The sequence below is a fragment of the Bacillus sp. LBA3-1-1.1 genome (assembly GCF_040676495.1).
Lineage (GTDB): Bacteria > Bacillota > Bacilli > Bacillales > Bacillaceae_G > Bacillus_A > Bacillus_A nitratireducens.
This window is the reverse complement of sequence record NZ_JBEGIB010000006.1, coordinates 50,152-66,470: the sequence shown is the minus strand read 5'-3', so window position 1 is coordinate 66,470 and position 16,319 is coordinate 50,152. Positions and strand designations below refer to the sequence as shown.

The window sequence follows — 16,319 nt, the reverse complement described above, 5'->3', positions numbered from 1 at the left end:
ATAGCTACCATTAAAAAAAGCGGGTCCTTTATGAGGGACCCGTTTTATTTGTTTCCTTTTAATAATCGCAAACCATTTAAAATGACAAGAATCGTACTTCCTTCATGTCCAATAACACCGAATGGAAGAGCTAAAAATTGTAAGAAGTTAGAACAAATCAGCATTGCAATTACAGCTAGCGAAAAGATTACATTTTGCTTCACAATACGGTTCATTCGTTTTGATAAACGGATGGCTTGAGAGAGACGAGATAATTCGTTCTTCATAAGAACAACGTCTGCAGTCTCTAATGCCACGTCTGTTCCTTCACCCATTGCAACACCAATACTAGCAGTAGCGAGTGCAGGTGCATCGTTTATACCATCTCCAACCATGGCGACTATGCCGTACTTTTCTTTTAACTGCTTTATCGTTTCAACTTTCGTTTCTGGTAAACATGATGCGTAATATTCTTTTATATTACTTTCATGGGCAATTGCTTTTGCTGTTTCTTCATTATCACCAGTAATCATGATTGCTTCTACACCAATGCTTTGTAAATCACGAATAGCAGCTATTGTTTCTTGCCGAAGGGTATCTTTTAAAGCGATTAGTCCAAGAATACCATTCTCATCACTTATATAAACGACAGTTTTTCCCTCTTTTTCAAGTGAGGCAGAAATGCCATTATGAAATGTTTTTGTTTCTTCTCCGATAAAATCAGCTTTACCAATTTTATAAGCGTTGTTTTCTAATATTCCTTTTAATCCAAAACCAGTTACATCTTCAACGTTTTCTGGTTTTTTTATCGTAATGTCGTAAGCATGTTTTGCATATTTAACAATCGCTTCTGCTAAAGGATGTGTAGAGTGACTTTCAATCGCTGCTGTAATAGAAAGTACTTCACTTTCTGCTATGCCTTCTCGAACATATACATCTGTTACAGTAGGTTTTCCTTGTGTTAATGTTCCTGTTTTATCAAAGGCAATCGCCTTTACTGAAGCTAGACGTTCTAAATGAATACCACCTTTAAAGAGAATACCATTTCTCGCTCCGTTTGAAATTGCTGATAAAGTTGCTGGTGTAATGGCTGCAACTAGCGCACAAGGAGAAGCGACTACAAGTAAGATCATAGCGCGATAAAACGTTTCATTCCAACTCCAATCAAGTAAGAAATGAGGAACGAACATCATAAGCGCAACAACGAGTAGTACACCTTTTACGTATGTTCCTTCAAACTTTTCGATGAATAGTTGTGATGGTGATTTTTCGCTTTGTGCACTTTGAACGAGGCGAATAATCTTTTGGAATAATGTTTGATCACTTGGCTTCGTAATTTTAACTTCGATAGCACCACGTAAATTTACAGTGCCGGCAAATACTTCATCACCGAATTTTTTCTCATTCGGAATAGGTTCTCCTGTAATAGCTGCTTCATCAATATTTGTTTCACCATTATGAATTGTGCCATCAGCAGGAACACGCTCACCTGGCTTAATTAAAATAATATCGTTAATTTGTAATTGTCCAACGGGAATACGTTCCTCAGTTCCGTTTGAAATACGTAATGCTTCTTCCGGTTGTAGATCAAGAAGCGCTGAAATTTCTTTTTGGCTTTTACTTAATGTATAAGATTCCATTGCTCCGCTTAATGCAAAGATGAAGATTAAAATAGCACCTTCTGCCCAGTAACCGATAACTGCGGCACCGATAGCTGCAAAAATCATGAGCATTTCAACATTTAGCTCTTTCTCTTCAATTGTGTCTTCAATACCTTCTTTTGCTTTTGCAAATCCTCCAATTACATAGGCAAGGATATAGAAAGTAATACCTGTGCTTATTGCCTCGTTTTTTGTGAATAACCAGCCAGCTAAAATGAAAATACCAGATGCGATTGCAAATATAAGTTCATAATGTTTCTTTAATGTATCCCATAAAGAGGGATGAGAAATATCTTTTTGTGCTTGTAATGTTTTTACTTCTGCGTTCATTACTACTCGCTCCTTCCGAATTCTTATTGAGAAAAAGAATCAAAATCGAAACCCCTATAAAACGACGAAAGCTGCCATCCATAATGGATAGCAGCATTTCTGTTGAATCTGATTTTAATAGTTATTATGTTGTAATTATTCTATAGTATAGCATATGTTTTTGTTAGATGATATGTTTTTGTTTTAGTATAAACTGAAAACTTGTGTTTTCGCATTTCCTTTGGTATATATGAATATTGTTCATAAAAAGATCGGAAAGGAAGACATCAAGTTGAAGACAGAGAAATTTTTTACCAATCCGATTGGCGTATTTATTGCTGCAATAGTAGCAACCTTTTTATGGGGAAGCGCATTTCCCTTTATTAAATTAAGCTATGTTGAACTTGGAATTCAGCCACAAGAAGTCGGAGAACAAATATTATTTGCGGGTTATCGCTTTTTCTTATCTGGTGCAATGCTCTTATTATTTTTTAAAGCGTTAGGAAAAGATATGCAGTTCAGAAAAGGAACAGGGAAGCAGTTAGTTCAAATTGGTTTGTTCCAAACTTTTCTTCAATATATATGTTTTTATATTGGAATGAGTTACAGTTCAGGAATTGAAGGAGCGATTATTTCAGGAACATCCTCATTCTTTCAAATTTTACTCGCACACTTTTTATATAAAGATGATGCTCTAAATATGAGAAAAATAATTGGAGTATCTATCGGTTTTTGTGGTGTGATTTTGGTGAATGTACCGAGTGATGGAAGCTTATCATTCCACTTTGGAATAGGTAGCTTATTACTTCTTGGGGCAGCAATGATGTATTCGTATGGAAATATACTAGCAAAAGAAGGAAGTAAAACATTAGATGTTGGGTACATGACAGCATACCAAATGATTTTTGGATCAATTGGGTTACTATGTATAGGTGCATTTCAAGTTGGAGTAATACCATTTACATTTAACCTACATGCAATACTTATGCTCATATATTTATCGTTCTTATCGGCAGCGGGATTTTGTATATGGAATACAATTATGAAGTATAACAAAGTAGGAAAAGTTTCGATGTATATGTTCTTTATACCAGTGTTTGGTGTGTTACTATCCAGTCTAATTTTAGGAGAAGCAATTCATTCCTTTGTACTATTTGGTTTAGCATGTGTTGCAGCGGGAATTATTGTAGTAAATCGTGCTCCGGCTAAACAGAAAATTGAGCAAGAAAAACAGGTAGCATAGAGAACAGAAAAACGATTAAAATGGAAGAACAGTACTGTTCTTCTTTTTTTACATAGAAAAAGGAAAACGTGCCATATGTAACGAAAAAAAGATAGAAAAAGCATTTATTGAGGAGAACATATTATGAATGTACTTTACATTGTGTTAGTAGGGCAAATTATTCTTTTTTTAACGGGAGCAATTTATGCAGTAGGACAGACGAAAAGAACGAGAAATAATATGCCGTTGCCGTTAGCGATTCGTCTTATTCTGAGTTTTTCTTTAACTGGTAGTGCAATTTGGATATGGTTACAAGATCCGTCGGTAGAATATAGTACATGGGTTGCACTTGGTATGACTTTATCAACTATAGGAGATTTATTTATGGCAGGATTGATTCCAATTGGTCATCGATTAATTGGAGGAATGGTTACTTTCGCTCTTGCACATTGTTTCTATGTGAAAGCATTTTTACAAACAGGTATTTCATGGAATGGTTTTTGGATTGGTTTACTCGTATACGGACTCTTTCTAATTATAGGATGGTTCTTTTTTATCCGAAATGAAAAACAGGATAAATTGTTTACGATAGGGGCTCTAATTTACGGCTTGTGGGTCGGAGGAATGGCTTGTTTTGCATTCGCCTTATATTACGAGAATACAGGAATATGGTGGGTGCCAGCACTTGGTGGTTTATTGTTCGTGATTTCTGATTTTATTATCGGTGTTACAGATATCGGGGGGCGCAAACTGAAGTATGAACCACTTTGGATTTGGTTTACATATGTCGCAGCGCAGATGTGTATTGTATATGTAGGATTATAAAAAGATACTCTCAAAAATAGTAGATAGGCTATTTTGAGAGTATCTTTTTTTATTGCTATGCTACTATATTTGTTTGTTTTATTTATGCAGCGTATTATATTTAGTAAGCAGGAATTCCATAGGGAAATGCCTATCTAGTAATATATAAGAATAGTAAATTTATGAGGATTATTATTTTTATATTTGTAATATTACAATATTATAATTCAGAATTTTGTGGAAATTCATCAGTCGGAGTATTTATAATAAAAATAAAAAGATGATGAGATGGTGGAATGATGCAAAAGAAAAAACGTTTGCGTGAGTTCTTTGAAATAATTGCAATAGCATGTTTATTAGTGTTTTTGGCAAAAATCTTTTTGTTTTTTCCTACGACTGTAAAAGGAGCATCGATGAGGCCGACGTTACAAGATGGAGATAAAGTAATCATTAATAAACTTGCCAAGAGATTTGAAAGTTATGAGAGAGAGGATATTATTGTCGTGAAGACAGATAATTTCTACGTGAAGAGAGTTATTGGATTGCCAGGAGATGTAATTGAAATGAAGAATGATCAATTATATGTTAATCATCAAGTGAAAAACGAAGAGTATTTAAATAATAATAAAAAACAGGCAGAAAAATTACTTATCAATTTAACAGAAGACTTTGGACCGATTACAATTCCTAAAAATAAAATTTTTGTGATGGGAGATAATCGTTTAGTTAGTAGGGATAGTAGGAACGGCTTAGGACTCATTGATAGAACAGAAGTATTAGGAAAGCTCATGGCGATATATTACCCATTTGAACATGTGAAAATTGTAAATTAAAAATAAGAAAAACCAAGCGAATTAGTTGCTTGGTTTTTCTTATTTAAACAGTTGGTGTTGTATTTATTGTTTCTTGTGAAGCGATAGTTTCAATATTTAACATGAATTTTTTTTGTAATAATTGCAATTTAAATAGTGTTAAAGGATCATGATAAGTTTCTGGGTTGGTTCTTAGCTTTGTTAATGTTTGCTCATCTTCTTGTATTTCAAGTTGAGCCGCTTCTACAGTTTGTTTCAATATGCTAAGAGGTTCTTTAAAGAACATCATGATATCACGTTCTAGCGCACCTTCAAATACTTCAAATTGAAGGAAGAATTGTTTGGAAATCATCTGAGCAACTTCAGTGTAATCTTCTGTTTCAATATATTGTTTATATTTATTTGATAGCATAGACTGGTTTTTTTGCATATTACCGAATAATTTCCCTGCACTTTTCAAGAAAAATTGTGTTGGTGTAAAGCGTAATAAAATATTGATGTTAGCCACTGTAATTCTGTTCGTCATTCTTGCAACATCTCTATCCCAGTCATCTAGTAATTTGAAATCGCACGGAAGTTTAATACGCTCTTCCTCATAGAGTTTATTAAAGGTATCGCCCATTTCATCTAAATAAGCCTGAGCTTGGATGAATTCATTATGAGCAGTTTCAATCCAGTCTTGAATAGACCCAGTAAACTTAGGAAGAAGCACTTGCTGTACATGCTTTTGAATTCTTTCATTCATTGCTACATTTAGCTCTTCATGGACTAATTTGAAATCACTATCTTCTTGAACAAGATCAGAGCAACTCTGCAACAATTCAGGGATTTGAGAATGTATATCCTGCGTAATCTCTTCTTTTGTTAAAAGATAAGATTCTGTAATAGAACGAATTTTATCTTTTTGGATAGCAGTAAGATTATTAATAAAACCATCAAGTTTTACTAAAATATGCTTATTCCAGCGGACTGATTTCACTAACGTATTTTCTAATTCCACACGTTCATTTAAAAGGTATGCAATTGTTTTTTGGATAAACCATAATAGTTTTTCAATGCGTTCTTTTTCCACATTACGCTGAGTAAGGTTAGAAAGAATAGAGTCAGTTACATTACCTAGCTGTTCACTACTCTCTTGGGAAGGAGAGTAAGGGAAAAATTGTGCTTCTGGGAAATGTACGAGTATTTTCTTCTTAATGTTGTTCGTGATGTTTTCACTAGTATTCGCATCAATTGTTTGTAAGATGAATTGAATCTGTAAATTTGGTACTTGCTCACGAATATATAGTAATGTATCGAGCTCGTCATTATGTAATGGTGAAGCTGAATTTAGTACATAGATGAGACTATCTGCTGCCTGTAAGTATTCGAAATGAGAGCTGTTTTTGTCAAGTTGTCCATGCATAGTAGGTGTGACAAGGAATGAAAACTTATTTTTTCGTAAAAATCTACTTGGTAATTTAACTTCAATACATTTGTTTTCTAGTTCTAACTGAGAAGGTACCGCTAGTATGTTATGAAGCTCGTCAAAGTTTGGTATATTTCGTATATCTAGCTCTGTAAGCTCAGTTATTGCAGTTTGACTATCATCTTTAAATGTAATTGCAGTTGTTATAGTCTCATTTAATATATTTTCGCCTAGTATAGAGTTAATAAAGGCTGATTTATCATAATCGCTAGCTCCTGCTACTAGAAGTTGTGCAACGTTTAAATCGTATAACTCACGAACAAGCAGTGTGAATTGATGACCTAAATCTACATCATTCTTCTCAGCCCATACAGCAATCGTTTCAAATAATGCTGATACGTCTGCCATATCAACATTTGAATGAGCTGATGTATTTGAAAGTAAGGCACCTGCGCTTTTTACAAGTAATGATTCTAGAGTTGTCGGTGAAACTTCATTCCATGCTAATACTGCTGCGGAGACAAGTAAAGAATCTTCCGTTTTCGTTAAACTAAACCAATTTGTTAATAAATCTGGTACAAGTCCTTGTAATTCGTGCATGAAATGTTGTCCAGTAATTAATTCGAAGTAAGTCTCTTGATAGCGAGTAGAAATTTCATTCCAATCGTCATTAGCATCTACTTCAATATGTAAGAATAAGTGATTTATTGTTTGAATCCAAGGTAGATGGAATGATTCATTTTCATAGCTGTTCCAAAGTGAAATAACAAGCTCTTTAAATTGAACTTGATCGATAGCATATAAGGCTTTTAAAGATTCATAGAAATACTCAGGTTTTATTTTGTTAGTAAAGCCTCTGTTTACATAATTGATTAAAGTATCAAACCAGTGTAATGATTTTGTTCGAATTCCTTCTTGAACCGCTAGTTCAATAGCATTATTCCAATCTTCTTGTTTTTCATAGAACGATCGAGCGATTGCAGTAATATTTGGATAGTCCGGTTGAAACGCAACAGCGTCACTAATCGTCTTAAATGCTAGACCTAAACGATTTTGCTCGATATAAAGAGAAAGAAGTTGTAGGGAAACTTCCATCGTAAGAGTTGTATCTTCTGTTTGGATAGATTTATAAATTTCTTCTGCTTTTGGTAAGAAATCTAATTCGAAATAAGCATCTGCAATATTCTTCATGGCCCAGAGAGCAAGTTCATTATTTACTTTCTCCCATTTGAATATAGCGGCTTCAAAGTCTTTAGTTTGAAAATAAACTTCACCTTGTGCGAAGCGAATATTAGATATATTGGAGAATTCATTTTTTGATTCATTTATATATGCTTCACCGAGTACTTCCGTTACCGGGATGGAAGAGTCTTCTGTTAAAAATGTTTTATAGTAAATCTTTTGGATAAATTGTTTTTCAATGGTCATGTTCGTTCCCCCTGTATAATTTAGAAAAATGATGGTGTATGTAAAAGGGTGCATGTTACTCAAATAGGTAGAAGTTGCATTATATAGACCAAACTATGTTTTTGCTAGATATATCATTTTTCCTGAGAGTTAAACCGTTGCAAAAAGTAACTTTCCTTTATTGTAACAAAAAAATAAGCCTATGAATTTTTATTTTTTAATCTGGCTATTTATAGGCAGTAAGACTCCTACTCCAAAAATTAGCGAATGCAAGGAAGTTAAGTGGCAACCCAGCTGCCCGTAAAATCCCGATTGGTGCAGGTTAATAATCGGTGGGGAGGGACAAAAAACTACGGATTCAATCTCTGTTAAAGGAACGGAATAGAAGTAGAGTTCATTATAAAAACAATGTATAGTGAATATGTATACCATGTTTGGCTTGAAGATAGAACGGGCACAATATGGAATAACGATCGTGCATAGGATGTGTCTTCCGAATGGAGCAACATATTGGCGAGTTAATCGCACATTATGGGTATTTTGGAATTATTATAGCTTTAGCTGGCGGGATTGTTGGGTTACCTATACCGGATGAGTTTTTATTGACTTTTATAGGCTATAACATTTCAAAAGGAGTTATGTCAGGAACAGCTGCTTTTTTAAGTGGAATGGCAGGTGCAATGCTTGGCATTACATTAAGTTACATATTAGGATTAAAACTTGGGCTCCCTGTTTTAAAAAAATATGGCCCGAAAATTAGAATTAAGGAACATCATATTGAAAAAACACATATTTTATTTGAAAAATACGGTCCATTTCTTTTAATGATTGGATACTTTATACCAGGAGTACGTCATTTAACAGCATATTTTGCTGGAGTTTCAAATTTAACATTGTGGCGATTTTGTTTGTATGCCTACGGTGGTGCGCTCATTTGGATAAGTGTTTTTATTGGCCTAGGTTGGAAACTGGGAGAGAAGTGGCGCTTTGTTGAATATAGTTTACATCATTATGGAATATGGATTTTATTAGTTTCGGCAATTGTAGCATTGATTGTGTGGATTTATATAAGGAAAAGAAAAAACCGCTAATAATAGCGGTTTTTTAGCTGAAAGCAATAAATAATACACCAGCTGTAATAAATAATACACCAATACCAGTCATAAAGTTTAACTTTTCACCTAATATAATCATCGCGAGAATAATGGAAAATACTACACTTAATTTATCGATAGGTGCTACTTGTGAGACTTTGCCTGTTTTTAATGCAAGAAAATAAAATAGCCATGACGAAGCACCAGCGATTCCACTTAATGTGATAAATAGCAGTGCTTTTTTATTTAGGAGGACATCACCGATATTTTGAAATTTACCTTGTATAATAATAACCCCTACCATAAATAATGCCATAATAATAGAACGAATCGTCGTTGCAACGTTGGCATCGATTCCATCTAAGCCGATTTTTCCAAAAATAGATACGAGGGCAGCAGCAATTGCTGATAATAGTGCGAATAATAGCCATGAGCTCATAGTAAAATTCCTCCAATCTTACATTTTTATACATGAAAATCATTCTCATGTATAAAAACGAAATAATCCCCACCTTATATTTTTTAATAAGGTGGGGATTATTATACTACTCTGCAATTTCCTCATATAAAAAGTACGTTACATTATAAATATGCTCTACTTCATCATCAGTCATAAATAATAATTCGTCACGTTCAATCCCTTTTTTCTTTTCGATAAACTCAATCATGTTTTTTCGTTCTTCTCTTTTCATCAATTTTATTTCTCCCCTCAATCTGTTTTAATACAGTTTATTTAAGTTACTGCTATTATATAACAGAATCTTTAGAAAGTTCCACCTATTTTATTATTTTTTTTAGAAGAACTTTTCGACAAAACAAGCCCACTTAAAGGGCTTGTTTTCATTTTAAAGTCGTAAAAACTCAGGCTCGGTCGTACCGGCACTATCGATGTAATAAATTGTGTCAGGATTGATTTTAATTAGTACATAATTAGGATCTTCCGCACCGAGTAACCAGCGTTTTAAGCTATTAGTCCAAAATTTGTTTTTTAATGTTTGATCTTCTTCGATGGAAGCTATACCTTCAACTTCAATGTAATCTTCATCTAATTTCTTTCCCTCTCGTCCGAGCAGTACATGTACATTTGGATTTTTTTCGATATCTGCTATTTTTTTTGAATTTCGATCTGTTGCAACGTATAGTACAAAATCTTCATGGAAAAACATCATAAAAGCGCTATGCGGCTTCTCATTACGTACAGTAGATAACACACCTGTTCTTTGTCCTTGAATAATCGTTGCGATTTTTTCTTTTAAGTGCATGGTTTTAACCTCTTTTCATAATTTGTAATTGTTTCGTCTAAACAAAACAATTTAAATATCTTTCATACTGTTTTCTTCAACCCGATTTTTTAAACGTAATTGTGATGAAATCAGACAAGTTAGGAGAAGAATAATATTAATGATGAGGAGAAATACATACGATGGAAGGATGGAAAGCATGTTTAATAAAATATTTCTTATAGTAGCGCTTATAGGTGTACCACTTTCTGTACTCGGAAAAACAATGCATTGGCCTCAAACAATTATGTTTGCTGTATATTGCATTACGATTATCGCATTAGCGGGGTTTATGGGGAGAGCAACAGAAAGTTTAGCAATCGTTTCTGGGCCCCGGATAGGTGGCTTATTGAATGCAACTTTCGGTAATGCTGTTGAACTTATCATTTCAATTTTTGCACTTCAGGCAGGATTAACAGAAGTTGTTTTAGCTTCCTTAACTGGTTCTGTACTTGGAAACTTATTACTGGTAGGAGGGTTATCTTTCTTTATAGGTGGCCTTAAGTATAAAAGGCAAAGCTTCAATGTTTATGATGCAAGGCATAATTCAGCTTTATTAATATTTGCTGTTGTTGTAGCCTTTGTTATTCCAGAGATTTTTTCAATGAAGATGGATGCTGGAAAGACGTATCAATTAAGTATTGGTGTTTCTATTATCATGATTATTATGTACCTTGCTGCATTGTTATTTAAGTTAGTTACGCACCGTGGTGTATATCAACATAAAAGTGATGAAGTAGCGCATGAGGAAGAGCCAGAGTGGTCCAAAGGTAAAGCGTTACTCATTTTAGCGATAGCAACACTTGCAGTTGCTTATGTGTCTGAGGCTCTCGTACATACTTTTGAAACGGTCGCAAAGTCGTTTGGCTGGTCGGAGTTATTTATCGGGGTTATTATCGTTGCAATTGTTGGTAATGCAGCAGAACATGCATCTGCGATTATTATGGCGTATAAAAATAAAGTGAATATCGCAGTAGAAATTGCAGTAGGTTCTACATTACAAATCGCGATGTTTGTTGCTCCTGTATTAGTACTACTATCTATGTTCTTTGCACAAAGGATGCCTTTAGTATTTACAATACCAGAACTTGTGTCCATGATTACAGCCGTTTTCTTAACGATTGCGATTTCAAATGATGGGGATACAAACTGGTTTGAAGGAGGCACTTTATTAGCGGCGTATGTCATTATGGGAATTGGTTTTTATTTATTATGAAAAATAGGCATAACAATTGTGCCCAGAGAAAACAATAAACAAAGTAGTATATATACCTTTATGTAGGAAGGAGCCAGGCAGGTGAAACGAGTATACAGCATATGTCTTTCAACCATGGTCTCGTTTATTTTATTATTTCCTAACAGTAGTTTTGCAAAGACAACGGTAGAAGTAAAAATGCCTTCATCTGTTTTAAATATTTCAAAAGATAATACATTTCCAAATGACGCACAAGATTTGCCGCGTTTACAGCCAAGTAAGTTTGCGCAAGAACTATTGAAAACAGCAAATATCAAAATTGAAAACCCTGATTTAATTCGAATGTTCAATGAAACAACAATTTCGAATGCACCACTTGCAGTAGGATACCGAGCGAAAATTTATTTAGGTCAATGGGCATTAAATTATGAATCAATAGATACATCGATTAACTGGGAATATAAGCAAGTGAATCGAAATGTATATGACAATCGCGGGGGGGATCGCTTATATCCACTTCGCTACAAACAAGAAACCCAAAAGACAATCGAAGGTGATTTAACAGCAGATATGAAAGATGCTGCAGATGTGAAAAAAATGATGCTTTTAAAAGCGCTTGAAAAAGTACAATTGCCACTTTCATTTAAAACGACCATTGGTTATGGTACAGGACATGAGCGTGTATATAATATTAGTCCGAGTCAACTTGGATATTTATACGCTTATACACCAGCGGTAAATGAAAAAGGAAAAGTAACATTTGGCGAAGTCTACCTTGTGTTAAAAGGGAATCAAAAAAGGCTTGTCGTGAAAAATATTACATCTCAAGGAATTGGGGCGGCTATTCCAATTCATGATCATTTGTTTTTTAAATTTATTTCTTCATCGCATTCGCAATAACATGAAAAACGTCAGCTTATAAGCTGACGTTTCTATTTATAATGTAATATTTGCTGTTTTTGATAAGAAATCTTCTGTCGGATAGTAGCTGTTTTTTACAAGAACATTTGGTCCAAGACATTTTACTGCAGGACAGTGACAGCTTAATGATTTTGCTGTTTTTGAAGCGCTCCATTTTTCATACGCTTCTTGTAATGTGTTTGTTTGTATGTTTCCTAGAAGTGGAACATCACCAAAGTCCGTCACAATAATATTTCCATCGAAGATATTTACGTTTAAACGAGAACGGCCATCCGGGTCATTACGAACTGTTACATTTTTGCTTTCTTGTAATTTTTTAAATGTAGCGATGTCTCGCTCATCATCACTGCAAGCATAGAAAGGTAATGTTCCGAATAACATCCATACATTTTCATCGCGAATTTCTAGTAAATGCTCAATTGCATCACGAATTTCAGCTTTCGTTAAAATTTCTAAATTGCTCGCGAAGTCACTTGGATACATCGGATGAACCTCATGACGCTTACATCCCATTTCTTCGACAATTTGACGATGAATATGTTCCATATGTGGTAGAGTTCTTTTGTTTAACATTGTTTCTGCTGATACGAGTACACCTGCATTTGATAGAGCTTTACTATTTGTAATCATTCTTTCGAATAATTTTGCGCGTTGTTCATAAGTAGGTTTACGCTCCATCATTGCAAATCCGCCTTCAACGAAGTCATCAATTGTTCCCCAGTTATGTGAAATATGCAATACATCTAAGTAGGGAATAATTTGTTCGTAACGTGCTAAATCTATAGTTAAGTTTGAGTTGATTTGAGTGCGAACGCCTCGTTCATGGGCATATTTTAAGAGTGGTGTTACATAATTGTCGACGGATTTTTTTGAAAGCATAGGTTCTCCGCCTGTAATACTTAAAGAACGTAAATGAGGAATCTCATCTAATCGTTTTAATAAAAGCTCCATCGGAAGCGGATTTGGATCTTTCGGCTGTAATGTGTAACCAACAGCGCAATGCTCGCAACGCATATTGCATAACGTTGTCGTTGTGAACTCAACGTTTGTTAATAGTAGTTTGCCGTACTCTTCAAGGTCCATATACGCTTCCCATGGATCGTAAGAAGGAGTAATCGGCTTCATTATTTGTGATATCGTCATATGAAATACTCCTTTGACTATTGAAATAACAATTTGTCCATTCTCTATAATAGAAGAATATGTGCTTTTTATAAAGTGAAACTTTTTTGTGAAAAAAGAGAGAGGGCTTACATTAGAATGAATTACTGTTACAAAATCGATGAAATTACATGCCCATAGCAATCATTTTTGCGGTATAATAAAAGCAACTCGAATTAAAAGGAGAGTGCCTTCATGGGAAAAGCAATTCAAGATAAAGATACACAATTAGTATATTTAAAAGAGCGTTTAAATATGTTCATTGAAGTAATTGATACAATTGAACCTGAAGAAGTAGAGTTAGAAGATGTAGATCGTCTTCTTGCGATGTTAGATGAATTAGAATTAAAATGTGAGCAATTTAAAAAAGACGAATAATATATTAAAAAGGCTGCCAATACAAAATTGGTAGCCTTTTTCTGTACGGATAATAGAAGGAATATAGAAAAAAAGGTATAATCAAGTTGTGAAAAATTTCATTTATACTTTAACAGCGTGATAAATAAAAAGCTAAAGAGCATAACAATGGAATTTTCATCTCATAACGTTTTGGTAGCGTTCACAATTGAGGGGGAAGTAACAATGGAAAAGCTTCAAGAAAGCATGTATCAACTAGTTGTTGAAACGTCAACGAACTTACCGAAAGATGTTCGTCGTGCGATTCAACAAGCGAAAGAGCGAGAAAACGCAGGGACTCGTTCAGCGATGGCACTTGGCACAATTACGAATAACATTAAAATGGCAGATGATAATATCTCGCCGATTTGCCAAGATACAGGGATGCCAACGTTTAAAATTTATACACCAGTTGGTGTGAATCAATTAAAACTGAAGGAAGCTATCTATAGTGCGCTTGAGCGGGCGACAAAAGATGGTAAACTTCGTCCTAACTCGGTTGATTCTCTTTTTGGAGATAATAGTGGAAACAATTTAGGACCGGGAACACCAGTTATTAAGTTTGAGCAATGGGAAAAAGATTACATTGATGCACGTTTAATTTTAAAGGGCGGCGGATGTGAGAATAAAAATATTCAATATAGCTTACCGTGTGAATTAGAAGGGCTTGGACGTGCAGGTCGTGATTTAGAAGGAATTCGTAAATGCCTTCTTCATGCTGTATATCAAGCACAAGGCCAAGGATGTAGTGCAGGTGTAATTGGTGTTGGTATCGGGGGAGACCGAACATCAGGTTACGAATTAGCAAAAAATCAATTATTCCGTACATTAGATGATGTTAATCCAGTACCAGAGTTACAAAAACTTGAAGAGTACGTATTAGAAAATGCGAATAAACTTGGCATTGGTACGATGGGATTCGGCGGAGAAACAACTTTACTTGGTTGTAAAATTGGCGTATATAATCGCCTGCCAGCTAGCTTCTATGTATCTGTTGCGTATAATTGCTGGGCATATCGCCGCCTTGGTGTAAAAATCCATCCTGAAACAGGAGAAATTATGGATTGGTTATACCAAGAAGGTGAAGATACACTTCAGCAAGAAGCTACACAAGAACAATCAGAGCAGCGCGAAATCGTATTACAAGCTCCAATTACAGAAGAGCAAATTCGTGAACTTCGTGTTGGGGATGTTGTTACAATTAACGGCATGATGTATACAGGACGTGATGCAATTCATAAACATTTAATGGATAACGATTGTCCAGTAGATTTAAATGGACAAATTATTTATCACTGTGGTCCAGTTGTAGTGAAAGATGAAAATGATAATTGGCAAATTAAAGCGGCAGGTCCAACGACAAGTATCCGTGAAGAGCCATATCAAGGCGATATTATGAAAAAGTTCGGTATTCGTGCTGTAATTGGTAAGGGTGGTATGGGTGCTAAAACATTAGCTGCTTTAGAAGAACACGGTGGTGTGTACTTAAATGCAATTGGTGGTGCAGCACAATATTATGCTGAATGTATTAAAGAAGTGAAAGATGTTGATTTCTTACAATTCGGTATCCCAGAAGCAATGTGGCATTTACGTATCAATGGTTTTAAAGCAGTTGTAACGATGGATTCTCATGGGAAAAGCCTACATGCTGATGTAGATAAAACATCACTTGAAAAATTGGCGAGCTTTAAAGAACCTGTATTTAAGTAAAGAGAAATACACCTCGAATCATTCGAGGTGTATTTTTTTGGTATATATAGAAAAACATGTTCAGCATGAAAGAAAGAGTGAAAACAGAAACTACAGGTACGATTATATATGGAAAGGAGACTATTTATGAAATATAAATGGTTATATATAGGTCTCATTTTTTCAATTATGATGGCACTTGTTCCAGTTTCAACATTTGCTTATACGAATACACCACATAACTGGGGGATTCCACGCCCTAAAAATGAAACGGTGCCAGATGCAGGGAAATTATATACAGAATTACTACAAAAAAATGGTGGATTTTACTTAGGTGATACGAAGAAAAAAGACATTTATTTAACATTCGATAATGGATACGAAAATGGATATACAGGAAAGATTTTAGATGTACTGAAGGAGAAAAAAGTACCCGCAACTTTCTTTGTGACGGGGCACTATATAAAAACACAAAAAGATTTATTATTAAGAATGAAAAATGAAGGACATATTATTGGTAATCATTCTTGGAGTCACCCTGATTTTACAGCAGTAAACGATGCAAAACTTCGTGAAGAATTAACAAGTGTAACGGAAGAAATTAAAAAAGTGACAGGACAAAAAGAAGTGAAATATGTACGTCCTCCGCGAGGCGTGTTTAGTGAGCGAACGCTAGCTCTTACGAAAGAAATGGGATACTATAATGTGTTTTGGTCGCTTGCATTTCTTGATTGGAAAGTAGATCAGCAAAGAGGTTGGCAATACGCTCATAATAATGTAATGACTATGATTCATCCAGGATCTGTTTTGTTACTTCATGCGATATCAAAAGATAATGCGGAAGCACTTGCGAAAATCATTGATGATTTGCGCGATAAAGGGTATCATTTTAAAAGCCTAGATGATTTAGTAAACAGCAATCAACCGTAAGCATGTATGCTTGCGGTTTTCTCATGCTATAATGATGTGTAAAAAGGATGG

Annotated in this window: 15 protein-coding genes; 9 read left to right on the top strand and 6 right to left on the bottom strand. The window is 34.7% G+C overall.

Features of this window, described 5'->3' with window-relative positions:
* Positions 1 to 44: 44 nt before the first annotated feature.
* The gene (locus MRBLBA3_RS07050; RefSeq protein ID WP_328023398.1) at positions 45 to 1,970 is read right to left on the bottom strand and encodes a heavy metal translocating P-type ATPase; all 1,926 of its coding nucleotides are present in this window, start codon (positions 1,968 to 1,970) and stop codon (positions 45 to 47) included.
* Between the two features lie 271 nt (positions 1,971 to 2,241).
* Between MRBLBA3_RS07050 and MRBLBA3_RS07045 the strand changes: the two genes are divergently transcribed.
* The 3 genes from MRBLBA3_RS07045 (at position 2,242) to lepB (ending at position 4,808) form a co-directional block, all read left to right on the top strand.
* Positions 2,242 to 3,192, top strand: coding sequence for a DMT family transporter (locus MRBLBA3_RS07045; protein WP_328023400.1), 951 nt, complete (start codon positions 2,242 to 2,244; stop codon positions 3,190 to 3,192).
* A 123-nt stretch (positions 3,193 to 3,315) separates the two neighbouring features.
* On the top strand, positions 3,316 to 3,996 hold the full coding sequence (locus MRBLBA3_RS07040; protein ID WP_212088947.1) for a lysoplasmalogenase: 681 nt from the start codon (positions 3,316 to 3,318) through the stop codon (positions 3,994 to 3,996).
* 275 nt (positions 3,997 to 4,271) lie between these two features.
* Positions 4,272 to 4,808: a signal peptidase I gene (gene lepB, locus MRBLBA3_RS07035; protein WP_000983287.1), complete on the top strand. Its 537-nt coding sequence runs from the start codon at positions 4,272 to 4,274 to the stop codon at positions 4,806 to 4,808.
* Positions 4,809 to 4,851: 43 nt separating this feature from the next.
* Here lepB and MRBLBA3_RS07030 read toward each other — a convergent pair whose 3' ends face one another.
* The gene (locus tag MRBLBA3_RS07030; protein ID WP_212088949.1) at positions 4,852 to 7,623 is read right to left on the bottom strand and encodes a GTP-binding protein; all 2,772 of its coding nucleotides are present in this window, start codon (positions 7,621 to 7,623) and stop codon (positions 4,852 to 4,854) included.
* A 476-nt stretch (positions 7,624 to 8,099) separates the two neighbouring features.
* On the opposite strand from MRBLBA3_RS07030, the gene MRBLBA3_RS07025 reads away from it, so the two are divergent.
* On the top strand, positions 8,100 to 8,693 hold the full coding sequence (locus tag MRBLBA3_RS07025; protein WP_000434851.1) for a DedA family protein: 594 nt from the start codon (positions 8,100 to 8,102) through the stop codon (positions 8,691 to 8,693).
* 13 nt (positions 8,694 to 8,706) lie between these two features.
* Here the strand turns inward: MRBLBA3_RS07025 and MRBLBA3_RS07020 are convergent, their stop codons facing one another.
* From MRBLBA3_RS07020 to MRBLBA3_RS07010, 3 genes are all read right to left on the bottom strand, one after another.
* Positions 8,707 to 9,135 (bottom strand): EamA family transporter, encoded by a 429-nt coding sequence (locus MRBLBA3_RS07020; RefSeq protein WP_000100300.1) that lies wholly within the window; start codon positions 9,133 to 9,135, stop codon positions 8,707 to 8,709.
* A gap of 106 nt (positions 9,136 to 9,241) precedes the next feature.
* Positions 9,242 to 9,388, bottom strand: coding sequence for a BH0509 family protein (locus MRBLBA3_RS07015; protein ID WP_000817786.1), 147 nt, complete (start codon positions 9,386 to 9,388; stop codon positions 9,242 to 9,244).
* Between the two features lie 153 nt (positions 9,389 to 9,541).
* Positions 9,542 to 9,958 (bottom strand): pyridoxamine 5'-phosphate oxidase family protein, encoded by a 417-nt coding sequence (locus MRBLBA3_RS07010; RefSeq protein ID WP_044739906.1) that lies wholly within the window; start codon positions 9,956 to 9,958, stop codon positions 9,542 to 9,544.
* Positions 9,959 to 10,136: 178 nt separating this feature from the next.
* On the opposite strand from MRBLBA3_RS07010, the gene cax reads away from it, so the two are divergent.
* On the top strand, positions 10,137 to 11,192 hold the full coding sequence (gene cax, locus MRBLBA3_RS07005; RefSeq protein WP_002094747.1) for a calcium/proton exchanger: 1,056 nt from the start codon (positions 10,137 to 10,139) through the stop codon (positions 11,190 to 11,192).
* An 81-nt stretch (positions 11,193 to 11,273) separates the two neighbouring features.
* On the top strand, positions 11,274 to 12,071 hold the full coding sequence (locus tag MRBLBA3_RS07000; RefSeq protein ID WP_002094746.1) for a YfkD famly protein: 798 nt from the start codon (positions 11,274 to 11,276) through the stop codon (positions 12,069 to 12,071).
* Positions 12,072 to 12,107: 36 nt separating this feature from the next.
* On the opposite strand, the gene yfkAB is transcribed toward MRBLBA3_RS07000, so the two are convergent.
* On the bottom strand, positions 12,108 to 13,235 hold the full coding sequence (gene yfkAB, locus MRBLBA3_RS06995; protein WP_000156002.1) for a radical SAM/CxCxxxxC motif protein YfkAB: 1,128 nt from the start codon (positions 13,233 to 13,235) through the stop codon (positions 12,108 to 12,110).
* A gap of 213 nt (positions 13,236 to 13,448) precedes the next feature.
* Between yfkAB and MRBLBA3_RS06990 the strand changes: the two genes are divergently transcribed.
* From MRBLBA3_RS06990 to pdaA, 3 genes are all read left to right on the top strand, one after another.
* Complete coding sequence (locus MRBLBA3_RS06990) at positions 13,449 to 13,631, top strand: SE1561 family protein (protein ID WP_000513558.1); 183 nt, start codon at positions 13,449 to 13,451, stop codon at positions 13,629 to 13,631.
* 204 nt (positions 13,632 to 13,835) lie between these two features.
* On the top strand, positions 13,836 to 15,359 hold the full coding sequence (fumA, locus tag MRBLBA3_RS06985; RefSeq protein ID WP_328023406.1) for a class I fumarate hydratase: 1,524 nt from the start codon (positions 13,836 to 13,838) through the stop codon (positions 15,357 to 15,359).
* Between the two features lie 126 nt (positions 15,360 to 15,485).
* Entirely contained in the window at positions 15,486 to 16,268 is a 783-nt protein-coding gene (gene pdaA, locus MRBLBA3_RS06980) for a delta-lactam-biosynthetic de-N-acetylase (RefSeq protein ID WP_000875963.1), read from the top strand.
* Positions 16,269 to 16,319 lie beyond the last annotated feature (51 nt).

What these genes read in the sequence shown, in the direction of transcription:
- MRBLBA3_RS07050 (WP_328023398.1), bottom strand. Translation starts at nt 1,970, where the DNA reads ATGAACGCAGAAGTAAAAACATTACAAGCACAAAAAGATATTTCTCAT.
- MRBLBA3_RS07040 (WP_212088947.1), top strand. Translation starts at nt 3,316, where the DNA reads ATGAATGTACTTTACATTGTGTTAGTAGGGCAAATTATTCTTTTTTTA.
- lepB (WP_000983287.1), top strand. Translation starts at nt 4,272, where the DNA reads ATGATGCAAAAGAAAAAACGTTTGCGTGAGTTCTTTGAAATAATTGCA.
- MRBLBA3_RS07030 (WP_212088949.1), bottom strand. Translation starts at nt 7,623, where the DNA reads ATGACCATTGAAAAACAATTTATCCAAAAGATTTACTATAAAACATTT.
- MRBLBA3_RS07025 (WP_000434851.1), top strand. Translation starts at nt 8,100, where the DNA reads ATGGAGCAACATATTGGCGAGTTAATCGCACATTATGGGTATTTTGGA.
- MRBLBA3_RS07020 (WP_000100300.1), bottom strand. Translation starts at nt 9,135, where the DNA reads ATGAGCTCATGGCTATTATTCGCACTATTATCAGCAATTGCTGCTGCC.
- MRBLBA3_RS07015 (WP_000817786.1), bottom strand. Translation starts at nt 9,388, where the DNA reads ATGAAAAGAGAAGAACGAAAAAACATGATTGAGTTTATCGAAAAGAAA.
- MRBLBA3_RS07010 (WP_044739906.1), bottom strand. Translation starts at nt 9,958, where the DNA reads ATGCACTTAAAAGAAAAAATCGCAACGATTATTCAAGGACAAAGAACA.
- cax (WP_002094747.1), top strand. Translation starts at nt 10,137, where the DNA reads ATGTTTAATAAAATATTTCTTATAGTAGCGCTTATAGGTGTACCACTT.
- yfkAB (WP_000156002.1), bottom strand. Translation starts at nt 13,235, where the DNA reads ATGACGATATCACAAATAATGAAGCCGATTACTCCTTCTTACGATCCA.
- MRBLBA3_RS06990 (WP_000513558.1), top strand. Translation starts at nt 13,449, where the DNA reads ATGGGAAAAGCAATTCAAGATAAAGATACACAATTAGTATATTTAAAA.
- fumA (WP_328023406.1), top strand. Translation starts at nt 13,836, where the DNA reads ATGGAAAAGCTTCAAGAAAGCATGTATCAACTAGTTGTTGAAACGTCA.
- pdaA (WP_000875963.1), top strand. Translation starts at nt 15,486, where the DNA reads ATGAAATATAAATGGTTATATATAGGTCTCATTTTTTCAATTATGATG.